This is a genomic window from Vibrio sp. V38_P2S17PM301 (assembly GCF_009904845.1).
Taxonomy (GTDB): domain Bacteria; phylum Pseudomonadota; class Gammaproteobacteria; order Enterobacterales; family Vibrionaceae; genus Vibrio; species Vibrio proteolyticus.
In genome coordinates this window covers 14,774-30,251 of record NZ_WXWO01000085.1, presented here as the reverse complement: position 1 = coordinate 30,251, position 15,478 = coordinate 14,774, and the positions used below count along the sequence as shown (strand labels likewise).

Below are 15,478 nucleotides of genomic sequence, written 5' to 3'. Positions count from 1 at the left end.
AAACGAAAAAACGAGGTATTCAAAAAATACCTCGTTATTTTGCTGATATTATCTACAAAAACAGTGAAATATCTAGCGGAAACGGCAAACAAACATTATGTTATCTTATTCGGTCCAGCACTGCGAACATCTCTCCATCATCGCCTTGCAGCGTGAGTTGATCACGCTTCAAAGAATAAGTTGTCTCGTGCTCACCGTTTTCATACATCAAGACCAAATTATTGTCTTCGGTGTAGTAGACACCACGATGGATGGCCTCATCGCCTTCACCATTAGTGGCTCGAAACATAAAAATAAAGTCCGGCTGAAGCACCAAATCCATATGCTGAACGTCACTGGCTTGAATATCATCACCCGATAATTCAGCACTCGACCACACTCCTGCCAGGCCATTTGACAAGGCCTTGGTGAAAGTCACCCCGTTCAGGTTCAGTAAGTTATGGTTTCCTTCATACGCGTAAATCTGAGGCTCAGTCGTATTAACACCCAAGATGATCGTATCTTCATTGGCTGTATAAAAACCTTCCCAGTGATCCACACTGTAATCTTTCTTCTGGATATCAATGGAAAACGAGTACGTTGATCTCAAACTGAGTTTAATGGCGAGAAAGTTCTCCTGAGACTGCTCAGGCTCCGGATTAAGTAGGTACCAGTCACCCAACAGAAATGGTAAATCAAATTGAGTTAAATCATTTTTAGGTGGGGTCTCCCAACTCGCCGCGGTCAGGCTAAAACAAGCCAATAGCAACAAAATCCATTTCGTCATCGCGCATCTCCCGCACTTTTCTTTAAGCTTAGAACTGTTAATACGATAGCGCGATATTTTTGATATCCATCACAATAATTTAGAATACAAAAAAAGCGGGCATCACTGCCCGCTTCGATTTACTTTAGCTGGTTACTTGCTGTTTAGCATGTCTACCATGATAGCCACTGATTCATCCAGATACGCATCTGGCGCTTCGTAATCTTTAGGAATGTCATCCAACGATTTGAACGCTTTTTTACCTGTGGCTTTCTGACGCTCATTAATACGATCCAAACGTTGCTTATCCGCTTTGTCACTTTCCGCTTCACGAGTTTTCTCATTCAATGAAAGCATATTGTCGTCTTTTTCCGCTTTGTATTGCGCGATATCCTGCTGGATAAAACCAAACTCCATATCTTTAGCAACACGAGCTTCATGTTCAGACTGCAGCGTTTTGATAAGTGCAGAAAAATCATTCAACTTCCGGTAGTTGGCTTGATCGATGCTATCCCAAGGCAGCGCGTTATCTTCAACACTCTCACCGGTTTCACTTGGATCGATTGCCGTCGGATACGCGATATCTGGAATTACACCTTTATTCTGAGTACTGCCACCATCAATTCGGTAAAATTTCTGGATCGTGTACTGCACGTAGCCGAGCTGTTTATCGAACAGATCGTAGATATGATTCAGCGAACGATGCTGCTGAACCGTACCTTTCCCGAATGAGTTCTCACCTAGAATGATGGCACGACCGTAATCTTGCATTGCGGCAGCAAAGATCTCTGAAGCCGATGCGGAATAGCGGTTGATCAGCACGGTCATTGGGCCGTTATAGCTGATTTGCCCATCCGTATCACTATTCACATTTACACGACCGTAACTGTCACGAACCTGTACCACCGGGCCACTAGTAATAAACAAGCCCGATAACGCCGTAGCTTCTGTCAAAGCGCCGCCACCGTTATTGCGTAGATCGACAATAATCCCCTCGACGCCTTTCTTCTTGAGATCCGAAATCAGTTTGTCGGTATCTTTTGCCAGACCAACGTAGAAACTTGGCACTTCAAGCACGCCAATTTTCTTGCCATTCTTTTCAATCAGTTCTGATTTTACGGCGCGGTCTTCCAGGCGAATCTTATCTCGGACAATTGTGACAGTGTGACTTTTTACATCTTTACCTTCCGGCAAGACTTGCAGTATCACTTTGGTCCCTTTTGGCCCTTTAATCAGCTCAACAACATCGTCTAAACGCCAGCCAATGACATCAACGACCGCCTTGCCTTCCTGGCCAACACCAATGATTCTGTCGCCTTCACTCAATTGCTTGCTCTTAGACGCAGGGCCACCAGCAACCAGTGATCGAATCACAGTGTAATCGTCCGTCATTTGCAACACAGCACCGATCCCTTCCAGAGACAAATTCATTTCTGACTGGAACTGTTCGGCGTTGCGTGGAGACAGATAACTGGTGTGGGGATCGACCTGACGTGCGAATGCATTCATGTAGAGCTGGAACGCATCTTCGTTGTGAGTTTGGCTAAGACGTTTGATGGCGTTGTTGTAACGTTTACCCAACATCTCCTGAATCTCTGGCCAGGTTTTGCCCGTCATTTTCAGATTCAGTTGGTCGTATTTCACCCTCTTACGCCACAAATCATTCAACTCTGCTTCATCTTTCGGCCAGGCCGCTTTGGAGCGATCCAACTCAATCGACTCATCAGTATCGAACGTCATCTCTTTATCGAGTAACGATAATGCGTATTTAAACCGATCGTAACGCTTTTGCATCGACAGGTTATAAACCTCAAACGCAATCTGGTTATTGCCGGCTTTCAGTTGATAATCCAACTGAACTGACCACGCTTTGAAGGAGTCAATATCAGCCTGAGTGAAAATATTACGATTGTAATCCAGAAGTTCCAGATAACGCTCGAATATCGCTTCCGAGAACTGGTCATCCAGTGTGAAGTGTTTGTAGTGAGAACGAGTAAAGCGTGAGGTTACCCGCTTGGCAGCGGTTTCATGCTGAACTTCAGGTTGAAGAACGGGTAAATCGTCCTTCGCGATTTTGGCTTCAAGAGCCTGAACTGAAAAAGCTGCCAGCCAGAGGCCAGCAGCGATCATAGTTAGTTTTGAACGGCATTTCATGCGTAGGAGTATCTCCTTTATGCGCGCAGGTGCTCCGCTTTTACAACCATTTGAAGGCCGTTTGCTAGTTGAACACGCACATCTTCCTTATTGATTTCAACAATGGTCGCAGCCATGTTTCCTTTACCCATGTTTACGTTAACCTGCTTGCCGACGGTCATTTCATCTGCATTTAAAGCACGCGTTTCAACTGGTTTATTTGGTTTTTGAGACTTAGGTTGGGCGCGGCGAGCCTGTTGAGGCTTTTTGTTCGCTTTTGGTTTTGCTTTACCTTCATCACGGGCTTTTTGAGCTTGCTCTTTGCGACGAGCCTGAACACGAGCCTTACTTTCAGCAAGTGCTGTTTTTGCGTGTTCAACGTGTTCTTCTTCTAATACACCACATTCGTTGCCATCTAGGTCAACACGAACTGCACCCGGTTTAACACCGTGCAGGTAACGCCATGAAGATGTGTATTGTCTTAACGCTGCGCGAAGCTGGGTCTTACTTACTTTCGGGTCTTCATTCAGACGGTCAGCAAGGTCCTGAAAAATACCAATTTTCAGAGGTTTTGCTTCACCTTCTAAAGTAAAGCACTTAGGGAAACATTCAGCAATGTATGCGATAACTTCTTTGCTGTTTTTTAACTTTTCAGTGTTTTCCATGAGGATTCCTGGTTAATGCGGTTTTCCGCGAGCATTAAGATAAATATTTCAGGTATTATAGTGACCTGCAAGCGAAAAACCACAGTCTAGAAGCAAATTATGCGTTGGCTGCGTGCGAATTGAGCAGCTTTTCAACTTCTGACATCAAAAGTGTTAATCCTTCCTCATCAGTGTCGCTAAAACGACCAACTGAAGGGCTGTCGATATCTAATACACCAACAATGTTGCCATTGATTGAAAATGGGATAACAATTTCCGAGTTACTTGCCGCATCGCAAGCAATATGTCCTTCAAAAGCGTGTACATCATGCACACGCTGAACTGCATTGGTTGCCACAGCAGTACCACATACGCCGCGACCAACCGGGATACGTACACACGCTGGTTTGCCCTGGAACGGTCCAAGCACCAACTCGTCATCTTTCATCAGGTAAAATCCAACCCAGTTCAGGTCTTCCAATTCCATGTTTAACAACGCACTGAGATTCGACAGGTTAGCGATAAGATCTTTTTCTGATTCCAAAAGCGCAACTGCTTGCTTAGTTAAGCGCTGATAATGTTCTATTTTCATATTAACTTCCAAGTGAAAACTAGAGACTTCCAAATAGGTTATCAGTACAATACCAAAATCTAAATAGGATTCATTCTCATTATAATGACTAACAACCCTGACACTATTAGCCGTTCCTGGCTTATAAAACAAGTAAAAAAACATAAGGCCAAGCTGATTCTCGCCAACCTGATTGCGGTGGTGGCCACTTTGGTCAGCGTCCCTATCCCACTGCTGATGCCACTCATGGTAGATGAAGTTCTGCTGAACAAGCCTGGTACGGGTCTGGCGATGATGAACGCGGTGATGCCTCTGCAATGGCAAACAGCAACAGGTTACATCATGTTAACTCTGCTGTTGGTTGTTTTAATGCGCACCATCAGTCAGGGATTAAACATCGTCCAAAGCCGCCAGTTTACACTGGTGTCGAAAACCATCACGTACAAAATGCGTGAGAAAATGATCGATAAACTCGGACGCATCAGCATCCGCCAATACGAAACTAAAGGCAGCGGTGGCATCAATGCTCATTTGATTACAGACATCGAAACCATTGATCAGTTCATCGGTTCTACTTTGAGCAAATTCATCATCAGTTTTTTAACGGTGATCGGTACCGCGATTGTATTGCTATGGCTGGAGTGGCGTCTCGGATTGTTTATTCTGCTGGTGAACCCTGTCGTGATCTACTTCTCGCGAAAACTCGGAAGCAAAGTCAAGCATTTGAAAAAGAAAGAAAACCAATCGTTCGAAGCCTTCCAGAATCGTCTGGTAGAGACGCTTGATGGGATCTATCAACTCAGAGCAGCCAACCGGGAACGGGAGTTTTTGCAACAGCTGAAGCTTCAAGCCAATGACGTACGCCTGGCTGCGGACAAGTATGCCTGGCAATCAGAAGCTGCCGGCCGCATTTCCTTTCTGCTTTTTTTACTCGGTTTTGAACTGTTTCGTGCCGTTGCGATGCTGATGGTGCTATTTAGTGACCTTACGATTGGTCAGATCTTTGCCGTGTTCGGCTATCTTTGGTTTATGCTTGGTCCAGTCCAGGAGTTGCTAGGCATTCAGTTTTCCTGGTATAGCGCCAAAGCCGCACTAAATCGGATCAATGCCCTGCTCGACTTAGAAGAGGAACAGCGACCAAAAAGTAAAATCAACCCGTTCACTGATGATCGTGAAGTTGACGTGATGGTCGATAACGTCAGTTTTGCTTATCACTCCGATCATCAGGTATTAAACAACCTGTCGTTGTGCATTCCTGCTGGTAAGAAAGTCGCGCTGGTTGGCGCCAGTGGCGGGGGTAAATCGACTCTGATTCAATTACTTATCGGCGTCTATCAGCCTTCGTCAGGTGAGATCCGTTTCAACGGCGCATCAACCACCGATATCAGCTTTGACGTTATTCGTGATCAAATAGCCGTGGTATTACAACAACCTATACTATTTAATGACAGCTTAAGGCATAATCTGACCCTCGGGGGGCACTACGATGACTTGTCATTATGGCGGGCATTGGAAGTTGCTCAGATGCAGGATGTCACGATTCAACTCAGTGAAGGGTTGGATACGCAAATTGGTAAAAACGGCATTCGTTTATCCGGTGGACAACGACAACGTCTGGCGATTGCCCGGATGGTACTGAGCGATCCAAAATTCGTCATTCTGGATGAAGCGACATCGGCGTTAGACACGGCCACTGAAGCGGCACTGCATAAAGCCCTGTCCGAATTTCTGAATGGACGGACAACATTAATCGTGGCACACCGCCTGTCGGCGGTAAAACAAGCCGACCTCATCTATGTTTTGGAAGACGGTCAGGTAACTCAAACGGGGACGCATGGAGAACTGGTTGAACAGGACGGCTTGTATCAAACACTATACGGGAGTGTACAGTCTTCCGCGTATTAGTGACAGCGTAACCAAATTAGCGGGCACTCAGTGAGAAACGCCCGTCCCCTGAACGCCCATCAAGCGGACGTCAATACCGTCCGCTTATGCCAAGGCTGTGAGCTGCCTGTCGATGTCGTGGATGTCGAGCACGGTAAAAGTGCTTACTGCCCCCGCTGTGGCACGCGGCTCTACCGAGGAGGTTCCGCTTCTCTGTCTGGCAATCTGGCAATCGCCATTACCTGTTTACTGCTGTTCCTTCCGTCTCATTTGTTTAACTTCATCAGTATCCGTCTATTTGGTGTCATGATTCCGGCCACACTGCCCGATGGCGTATTTACTCTGATGCAAGAAGGCTTTGTCATGTTAGGGATACTGGTACTGTTCTGCAGCTCTATCGCCCCATTCATTGTCTGCGCCTCAGTAGTCGCCGCACATGCTGCGTTGCGTATCCACTCCTTCAAAACACTGCGTGTGTCGCTGTGGTTGATCCAACACCTTAAACACTGGGTGATGCTTGATGTGTTTCTGGTGAGTATCGCCATTAGTTGTTTTAAACTGCAGGATTATTCAGACATTTTTGTCGGACCCGGCCTGTACGGACTTGTGCTGTTGCAACTCGCCGTTGTGCTATTGATCAGTCGAATTAGCGTACGTCGTTACTGGGAAGCCTGGAGTCCGGAGATCAATTACGCCTTCCAATGCAAAGAGTTACACTGTCACAACTGCCACCTGTCCCAGCCGGAAGGCAAACAGTGCATTCGCTGCCATGAAGCGATTCACCATCGTAAACCACGCTCCATTCAGAAAACCTGGGCCTACTTGGTCGCCGCTGCCATTGCTATTTTTCCAGCGAACCTGATTCCAATATCGATTTTGATCACCAACGGACAGCGCTTGCAAGATACCATCTTCTCTGGCGTCGCCTCTTTGGTAAACAATGGCATGTCCGGTATTGCTGCCATTATTTTTATTGCCAGTATTGTGGTGCCTGTCGCCAAGATACTCGGTTTAAGCTATTTGTTACTGGCCATCAAGTTCAAACGTCAGGTGTATCATCGCCAGCGAATGACTATCTTTTTTGTCGTCAAATGGATAGGAAAATGGTCAGTGATGGATTTGTTTGTTATTTCTATAATGATGACATTAGTCGATCGCGGACAAATCCTTGATTTCACGCCGGGTTACGGCGCTGTAGCTTTTGGTGTGGTGGTTGTACTGACAATGCTTGCTGCCGAAAGCCTCGATCCGAGACTTATCTGGGACAACTACCGCGAATCTACACCACAAAATGAGTCAGAGAATGAGTAAAGAATCATCGAATCAAAACTCGTATACACCAGACGTAAAACGTAACAAAGGTATCTCGCCACTTTGGATTTTACCCATCCTCACTATGGTATTGGCCGGGTGGCTGCTGGTGAAAGCGATACACGATGCCGGTGACCGGATTCAAATTTATTTCTCTGATGCGCAGGGGCTGGTCGCTGGACGAACAACCATCCGCTATCAAGGTCTCGAAGTCGGAATGGTACGTGACATCAAACTTACCGACGATCTGCAAAATATTTATGTCGATGCCGATATCTATCCCGAAGCCACAAAACTGCTGTCGAAAGATACCCGCTTTTGGCTGGTGAAACCAACGGCCAGTCTTTCCGGGATTTCCGGTTTGGATGCGCTGGTCTCGGGAAACTATATCGCCATTCAACCCAGTGACGTCAAGTCGGAACCGCTCAACCAGTACACCGCACTCGACCGGGCACCTGCGGATCTCAAAGGTCGTGAAGGACTGACCATTACGCTCAAAGCGCGCGATCTGGGTGGCGTTTCCATGGGGTCACAGATCGTTTATAAAAAAATCCCCATTGGCGAAGTGTACAACTATCAATTAGACCCGGACGCCAAGTCGGTATTAATTCAGGCTTACATCAAAGATGAATACCGCAAGATCATCACAGACCAAAGCCGATTCTGGAACGTGAGCGGTATCGGAACCAGTATCGGCTTTGATGGTGTGGATGTACGTTTGGAGAGCTTTAGTGCCCTTTTGAGCGGTGCCATTGCGGTGGATTCTCCGGATGGCGGTCTGCCGGTTGAAGAGAACACGCAATTCAGGCTCTACCAGGATCTTAAGACCGCAGGGCGCGGTATCCCAATCAAAATCATCCTGCCCGATGACAACCAGATCAGCGCGCACGGCGCACCCATCATGTATCGAGGTTTGGAAATTGGTCAGGTCACGGACTTACAACTAAGCGAAGGCAGACAGCAAATTATCGCCTCCGCAGCGATACAGCCGGCATTCAGTGACATGCTCAACACGGGCAGTAAATTTGTCCTTGAAGAGGCCAAAGTATCTTTGTCCGGCATTGAAAACATTGCCAATTTAGTAAAAGGCAACTATCTGACCATCTATCCGGGTAACGGCGATCGTTCACGCCTGTTTACGGCGGATCGCAAAGATGAGTTCAACAAAGAACAAGCGCGTTCTGTAGTGGTACGCCTATACTCTGATAACTCTTACGGGCTGGACGTCGGGGCTAACATTCTCTACAAAGGTATTGCTGTCGGCTCCATCACACAGGTCGCGCTGGAGCATGACAAAGTGCGTTTCGATACACTGATAGACAATCGGTACGCCAATCTCATCAAATCCAGAAACCGCTTTTATGTCACTGGCAGCGCCAGTGCTGAATTGACAGAATCTGGTCTTAACATCTCTGTCCCGCCCGCCAAACAACTGTTGTCCGGATCCATCAGTTTTGTCAGCGAAGGCGCAGAAAAAGCGGCCGAGTCCTACCCGCTCTATCCAAACAAATCCCTCGCTGAGCTGGCCAAGTACAATCAATCCGGCTCTAAGCGCCTGACCCTGTTTGCCAGTGAACTACCGCCTATTTCAGCAGGCAGTCCACTGCTGTATCGAAACTTGCAGGTCGGCAGTATCGCCGATTTTCATTTGGTTGACGGTGGCGTCGTCATCACTGCTACGATTGAAAATCAATATCAACACCTGCTTACACCACAAACGGTATTCTGGAACCGTTCTGGTGTTGAGGTTGATGCTAGCCTGACGGGAATCAACGTCAAAGCCGCGCCACTTAAAACGCTTATCCAGGGTGGCATCGCCTTTGACTCTCTACCGGGAGTTGAAAACAAACTCAATAAAAAGTGGAAGCTCTACCCTGACTTTAAGTCGGCGCGAAAATTTGGCCATGTTATTACCTTGCTCGCCCAGGGGGATACGGGCATCAGTGAAGGCACCCCTCTGAAATACAATGGTGTACAGGTGGGTGAAGTATCACTCGTTTACCCAAGTTTCAAAAGTAATGAAGTCGAGGTGAAAGTGCGCGTCTTACCTGAATTTGCCGATCACATCGCACGAGCCGGTAGTCACTTTTGGATGGCGGAGCCTGAAATTGGCCTTGGTGGTGTTAAAAACTTGCAGAATCTGCTGAGTAAATCAATTGACGTCGCCCCCGGCAAAGGAAAAACCCAGAGTCTATTTTCTCTGGGTCACCAACCGATGCAAACCAACAGTATTGAGTTTACCTTACAGGCAGAAAAGCGTGGTTCCGTGGCCGTAGGTACGCCAGTTTTATTCCGTGATATGGAAGTTGGTGAGGTCACAGACGTGCGTTTGGGCGAATTCGCTGATCGTGTGGTCAGTACCATCCGGATCCAGCCTCAATACGCCTATTTGATTCGCACTAATACCGTATTCTGGAATACTTCCGGTGTCGATGTTTCGATTGGTCTGGCAGGCGCGAGCATAAAAGCCGGCACATTGGACTCACTGGTGCGCGGCGGAATTTCTTTCGCGACACCTGAACAGCCCAATCTCTCTCCTGCAGCGAAAAAAGGCCAGTCTTTCTACCTTTATCCCGCCGCCGAAGATAACTGGCTCAAATGGCGGACCGCCATTCCTAAGCCGTAGTCTCCGATACACCGCGCAGCCAATGGCGGCGCGGTTTCTTTGTGTGAAACACTCCAATTACCGCACTTTTCCGTTATAATCTGCGCAAATTTTTTAACGGGCTAAACACTTGCACCAGAATGTCTATCTGCCAGACGCGTTTCTTCAGGAAATAGCGTCTATCCTTCCTACTCATCTCAACATGGACGATTTCGTGGCAGCGTGCCAACGTCCGTTGCGTAAGAGCATCCGTGTAAACACCCTGAAAGTTTCCGTCGACGATTTCCTAAGCCGTGCCGCCACAAAAGGTTGGGTTCTGTCTCCGGTTCCCTGGTGTGAGACCGGTTTCTGGATTGAAGCAGACGAATCGCAGGTCCCACTAGGGAACACCGCTGAGCACATGGCTGGTTTGTTCTATATCCAGGAAGCCAGTTCAATGATGCCGGTGTCCGCATTATTTGAGCACCAACCACAATTTAATGCCGTGCTGGACATGGCCGCGGCTCCGGGTTCAAAGACCACACAAATCGCGGCTTTGATGAACAATCAGGGCGTTCTAGTCGCCAACGAGTTTTCATCCAGCCGGGTAAAAGTCCTGCATGCCAACATTGAACGTTGCGGCGTAAGAAACAGTGCGTTGAGCAACTTTGACGGCCGTGTTTTTGGTGGCTGGTTACCAGAGCAATTTGACGCGGTCTTGATTGATGCGCCCTGTTCCGGGGAAGGCACCGTGCGTAAGGATGCCGATGCGATGAAAAACTGGAGCAAAGAGTCAGTCATTTCCATCTCTGAAACGCAGAAGGATTTGATTGAAAGCGCATTCCATGCCCTCAAGCCGGGTGGTGTCATGGTGTATTCAACTTGTACATTGAGTATTGAAGAAAACCAGCAGGTTTGTCATCACCTGAAAAACACGTTTGGTGAAAACGTTGAGTTCGAACCACTGAGCTCTCTGTTTGAAGGCGCAGAACATGCCATCACCGAGGATGGCTTTTTGCACATTTTCCCGCAGGTATACGATTGCGAAGGCTTCTTTGTGGCCCGACTTCGTAAAACAGGCTCAGTCGTCCCGCCAGACGTAAAGAAGAAGATGGGCAAGTTCCCGTTTGAAAAAGCCTCGAAGAAAGTCAGTAGCGATATCGAAATACAGTTACGTAACACCCTAGACATCAGGCTGCCTGATAACACCCAAATCTGGCTGCGTGACAACGACGTGTGGCTGTTTCCTGAAGCACTGGAACCTATGATTGGCGAGTTACGCTTTTCACGTATGGGGATAAAAATCGCCGAGGCGCACAAAAAAGGATATCGCTGGCAACATCAGGTCGCAACAGCATTAGCCACCGGTGATGAAGCAAACAGCGTCTGCATATCGGTAGACGATGCACGAGAGTGGTTTATGGGCCGGGATGTGCGCCCAGAGGGTCTGTCAGGCCAGGGAGAAGTGATCGTAAAATTAGATAACGATGTGATCGGCCTTGGAAAATGGGTAGGCAACCGGATTAAAAATGGCCTTCCAAGAGAACTAGTTAGAGATAAAAACTTATTCTGAACCGTCAAACGATAGTATGAAATTCTGCCAGAGCCTAGCGAAATCACGATTATGTACTACAATTAAGTAGTCATTAAGTGAAATGATATCAGTGATTTAGCGCAGGCTCTGTAGGAGCCCTTCCCCTAGGCCTAAAACAGGATCGGTTTTAGGCCGTTTTTTTAACCGCTGCGTTATGCGAGACGAATGCCATCCTTTTCAATGACAATTCGGCCTTGCTTATACAAGCCGCCAATCGTCTTTTTAAATGTGCCTTTACTGGTTCGGAACGCAGCAAAAATAGCCTCCGGCGATGACTTGTCATTCAAAGGTAGGAACCCGCCTTTTTTCTCAAGTAGATCAAGTACTTTTTCGCTCAAATCATCCATTTTAGCGACGCCCACTTTCTGTAACGACAAGTTGATTTTGCCATCTGGGCGCAGTTCTTTGATGTACCCTTTTAAGCGCTTACCGATGAAAACCTTGCCAAAAACATCCGATGAAAAAATCATGCCCCAATGCTTGCCGTCAATGATCGCTTTATAACCCAGATCACTACGTTCAGCGATCAGCAGTTCAACCTGCTGATTACACGTGTAATTAGCCGGTTCTTTGTCCAATAGTTTATTAAACTTCGTGGTACCAACAATACGACCCGACGCCTTATCGGTATAGACATATACCAGGATCGTTTGTCCTGCGCGTAAACGACTACGTTGCTCGCTGTATGGGATTAGCAGATCTTTGTCTTTAATCCCCCAACTGGCGAACACGCCCGTGCTGTTTACGCCTTCAATTTTCATCAGCCCCCACTCGCCCACTTGAGCAATGGGCTCTTCGGTCGTAGCCACAAGCTGACTGTCTGAATCAAAATACAGAAACACATCCAGAGACTGCCCAATTTCTGTCCCTTCCGGCACATGTCTGTTTGGCAGCAGCGTGGTACCAAAGTCACCCGCATCCAGAAAAAGTCCAAAATCCGCGCGTTTTACCACTTCCAGGCGGTTTATTTGACCAACTTTAATCATTTTTTCTGTCTCATCTCAAATTTGCGGTGATTATACCTAAACTCTGATATCCTTGCTCTCTCTTCGAAAGGAATTTATCTATTTTTTCAGGGGCGCACTTTTGGTCACAGTTGATAAACACGATGGCATCACTCTCCGCATTTCTCACGCGCTGGCAACCAGCAAAAAATGTCGATTAGATTGGTATCTGTTTGTCCCCGGTGAGTTGGGACTGACACCGGAAGTCACCTCCGAATCCGAGCTGTACTACGGCTCAATGCAGCAGAAACGTGCCTACTTCAGTGACAAGATACTTCTGCCTTTGGTACACAGTCGCCTGGCAAAACGGGGCCACCTTTCTACCACGCAATACCGGGTCAGCCTGAGCTTGTTCGCCTATCAGTACGTGATTGCTCTGGATAAGGCCGTTAGTGAACTACGAAAAAATGAAGCGTCACCGGTCACCGAAGACGAAATTGATGAAATTATAGAGCTCGCACTCGATATTCTAAAACGCCTGCGCCGTAGTATCCCGTATGAAGAAAACCTCAAACGTTACTATGCCAATATTGATAATTACCTCTCCTGGTATACCGGTCAGAAGTTTCTGGCGCTGGTGGCTCACCTGCCCCGCGAAGGTGACTACAAAACCATTAAAGAACGCCTGATAGCTATTGTTGAAAAAGAAGCCGCGCATCGTAAGCTCAACGAATACAATTCTCAAAGCGTGCGTGAAGATGTCACGCGCATGAGCAATAAAATGCGCCTGTTGCGTCGTTTGATTGAGCACCCGATTCTGCTTAAAGAGAAAACCATATCTCTGGGAAAAAATATGAAACGCGCAGTCAAAGGCTTTGCAACAGGTCTGGTGATGGTGTTTGTAACCATCACCGCCGTTCTAGCCCGAGACTATTGGGGAGAAATCACTGCTTCTTTCATCGTTGCCATGTCTTTGATTTACGCTCTGCGCGAAATTTTTAAAGACGACCTGCGTGATGCCTTATGGCGTTGGATTCGCAGAGGTAAGCCTAAATGGCGTCGACGCTACATCGACCCGACGACCAACAAAACCGTCGGTCAGAAAAGCGAGTGGCTGGACTTTGAAAAACTCAGTGAGTTGCCAGACCGTATTCAGACAATCCGCAAAAAGCGCGTGGCACAACGTGAAGAACAAATCCTGCATTACCGCTCGCACACGGAAATGTCGACCTCTAAATTCATGAGCGGTTACGAAGAAACACGGGAGACCATGTTTATTAACATGCGTTTCCTCACTCGGTTGATGGATAAAGGTTCAAACAAACTCTACGTACTGAATAATGGCCAGGTCACCAGAGAGTCGGTAGAGAAACGTCACCTGCTCAACCTTGTCGCCAAAGAGAACACTCTCAATGGCGAAGTGAAATACTATCGCTGGAAGATTGTATTAAACCGCAGCCGAATCGTGGCCATTGAACAAATTGAACTGGATGACTAAGCCACTTTCTTCAGTGACAGTGTCAATAAAAACTCTGCCATAGGCTCGTCACCATGTAATGTCGGACAGACGGCGGTGATTTTCACCGCCTGATTGACGCGCTCGCCCGAACGACATGTTTCATCCAGCATGGCATCAATCAGTGGGCCATCCTCACAAACAAAATGCACGTCAGCTTCTGGCCGTTTGAGGAACTTCCCTTCAACCGCTTTAAACGCTAGTGAAATCTTCTCGCCGCGTGACTCTGCTTTGCTCATCGCCATGAAGCCGCCAGCCACATCAGCACCAACAGCCAAGACGCCGAAATACATGCTGTTGAGGTGATTTTTGGTTTTCTTTTTCAGAGGAATACGGACCTCAACTTTACGCTCATCGAGGTGGAGGATTTTAGGACGGCACCACCAAATCAGCGGTACTTTAAAGAAGCCGAACAAACTGAGGTACAGGTTTGCTTTGCGTAGAGAAGAATTCATGACATCTGCCTGCCTTTAACTTGGTCAGACCAGTTGATAAAAAAACCAGCAAAATGTCAATGAAATGTTACAAGTGGCGAGATGACAGTCTCTTATATTCCTCTCTCGCCACCGGTTAAGTTACGCCGTCACTGCAACATCTATTCCTTGGTGTTCAACAATATAATCTTGCAGTTTCGGGTATTCTGCTAGCGCCTGAATCAGTAATAACACTGGTTTAGACGATGAAGACGCGGCATGCACAGCAGTATCAATTAGTGTGAGCACCGCCTCATTTTCTGGGTCAAACAAAGGGGTAAGCCCTTGATTTGTTTTATCCACTCCAAACGTAAACTCCGTGAGTGAATCCACATCAATTACGAGCCCATCAAAGTAGTGCAGCAAGCGTTCAGACAGTAGTGCAGCAGACGGCACGTTAACACTGTACAACACTTTCAGCCCCTCAAGGCCTCTGGGTAGCCCCTGCTCTGCCAACAGATCAATGATTTTGGCTGCATCGGACAATGCGCGCACAAACGGTACCACAATTTGTATATCGTGACCGTTTTTACGCAAGCGTTTTATCACTTCGCATTCAAGCACAAAGGCAGGGCTATAACAGCTACTGGCAAAGCGGGAAACGCCACGTGTCCCCATTAACGGGTTATGCTCTTCTTTTTCGGAAGTATGCCCGCCAATCAGTGCAATATAGCTGCGACTGTCTGCATCACTTAAAGCAACACGAATTGCCTGATGCGCTGGCTGGATCGCCGCTTCAATCTCACTCACCAGAGACTCAACCAGATGAACGCCTGGTTCGGCTTGGCCAACAATCGCATGCAATGCATCTCGCTCAGTATCTGATAGTTCCTCATCATCAGTATTGACGGCTGGGTGATAAAAAAGTTTGTCGAGAATCAGTTCAGAGAGTGACACATAAAGGTGTGACCCGCTGATGGCTTCGACATGTGTCGGATGTACACTTCCCGGCTGAATCTGGGAATGAATAGCATTTTGACTTTCGTGACTCATAACAGCTCCATGTGAATCAAGAGATTATCCGTTGAAAATAACCACAGAAACCGCACAACACAAGCCATAAATGACATTTTATTTAT

At 47.3% G+C, this 15,478-nt stretch carries 12 protein-coding genes; 5 read left to right on the top strand and 7 right to left on the bottom strand.

What is annotated here, in order from left to right:
• Nucleotides 1-100: 100 nt before the first annotated feature.
• From CAG64_RS18175 to CAG64_RS18160, 4 genes are all read right to left on the bottom strand, one after another.
• Complete coding sequence (locus CAG64_RS18175; protein WP_161448829.1) at nt 101-766, bottom strand: hypothetical protein; 666 nt, start codon at nt 764-766, stop codon at nt 101-103.
• Between the two features lie 132 nt (nt 767-898).
• Nucleotides 899-2,899 carry a carboxy terminal-processing peptidase gene (prc, locus tag CAG64_RS18170; protein ID WP_161457856.1) on the bottom strand — a complete coding sequence of 667 codons (2,001 nt, stop codon included), beginning with the start codon at nt 2,897-2,899 and terminating at the stop codon, nt 899-901.
• A 17-nt stretch (nt 2,900-2,916) separates the two neighbouring features.
• A complete protein-coding gene (gene proQ, locus CAG64_RS18165; protein ID WP_021703242.1) occupies nt 2,917-3,543 on the bottom strand; it encodes an RNA chaperone ProQ in 627 nt (208 codons plus the stop codon).
• A gap of 97 nt (nt 3,544-3,640) precedes the next feature.
• Entirely contained in the window at nt 3,641-4,114 is a 474-nt protein-coding gene (locus CAG64_RS18160; protein WP_021703241.1) for a GAF domain-containing protein, read from the bottom strand.
• 84 nt (nt 4,115-4,198) lie between these two features.
• Here CAG64_RS18160 and CAG64_RS18155 point away from each other — a divergent pair, with 84 nt between their 5' ends.
• From CAG64_RS18155 to rsmF, 4 genes are all read left to right on the top strand, one after another.
• On the top strand, nt 4,199-5,998 hold the full coding sequence (locus CAG64_RS18155; RefSeq protein WP_161457857.1) for an ABC transporter ATP-binding protein: 1,800 nt from the start codon (nt 4,199-4,201) through the stop codon (nt 5,996-5,998).
• A 30-nt stretch (nt 5,999-6,028) separates the two neighbouring features.
• Nucleotides 6,029-7,288, top strand: coding sequence for a PqiA/YebS family transporter subunit (locus CAG64_RS18150; protein WP_161448749.1), 1,260 nt, complete (start codon nt 6,029-6,031; stop codon nt 7,286-7,288).
• A complete protein-coding gene (locus CAG64_RS18145) occupies nt 7,281-9,914 on the top strand; it encodes a PqiB family protein (protein ID WP_161448747.1) in 2,634 nt (877 codons plus the stop codon). Before CAG64_RS18150 ends, CAG64_RS18145 begins: the two co-directional genes overlap by 8 nt.
• Before the next feature lie 109 nt (nt 9,915-10,023).
• On the top strand, nt 10,024-11,445 hold the full coding sequence (gene rsmF / locus CAG64_RS18140) for a 16S rRNA (cytosine(1407)-C(5))-methyltransferase RsmF (RefSeq protein WP_161448745.1): 1,422 nt from the start codon (nt 10,024-10,026) through the stop codon (nt 11,443-11,445).
• A gap of 173 nt (nt 11,446-11,618) precedes the next feature.
• On the opposite strand, the gene CAG64_RS18135 is transcribed toward rsmF, so the two are convergent.
• Nucleotides 11,619-12,452: a CvfB family protein gene (locus CAG64_RS18135; RefSeq protein ID WP_161457858.1), complete on the bottom strand. Its 834-nt coding sequence runs from the start codon at nt 12,450-12,452 to the stop codon at nt 11,619-11,621.
• A 100-nt stretch (nt 12,453-12,552) separates the two neighbouring features.
• On the opposite strand from CAG64_RS18135, the gene CAG64_RS18130 reads away from it, so the two are divergent.
• On the top strand, nt 12,553-13,908 hold the full coding sequence (locus CAG64_RS18130) for a hypothetical protein (RefSeq protein ID WP_021703235.1): 1,356 nt from the start codon (nt 12,553-12,555) through the stop codon (nt 13,906-13,908).
• On the opposite strand, the gene CAG64_RS18125 is transcribed toward CAG64_RS18130, so the two are convergent.
• Both CAG64_RS18125 and CAG64_RS18120 read right to left on the bottom strand, forming a co-directional pair.
• Nucleotides 13,905-14,381, bottom strand: coding sequence for a PaaI family thioesterase (locus CAG64_RS18125; protein ID WP_161457859.1), 477 nt, complete (start codon nt 14,379-14,381; stop codon nt 13,905-13,907). The genes CAG64_RS18130 and CAG64_RS18125 overlap by 4 nt on opposite strands.
• 120 nt (nt 14,382-14,501) lie before the next feature.
• A complete protein-coding gene (locus CAG64_RS18120; protein ID WP_161457860.1) occupies nt 14,502-15,392 on the bottom strand; it encodes a putative PEP-binding protein in 891 nt (296 codons plus the stop codon).
• Between the last annotated feature and the right edge of the window lie 86 nt (nt 15,393-15,478).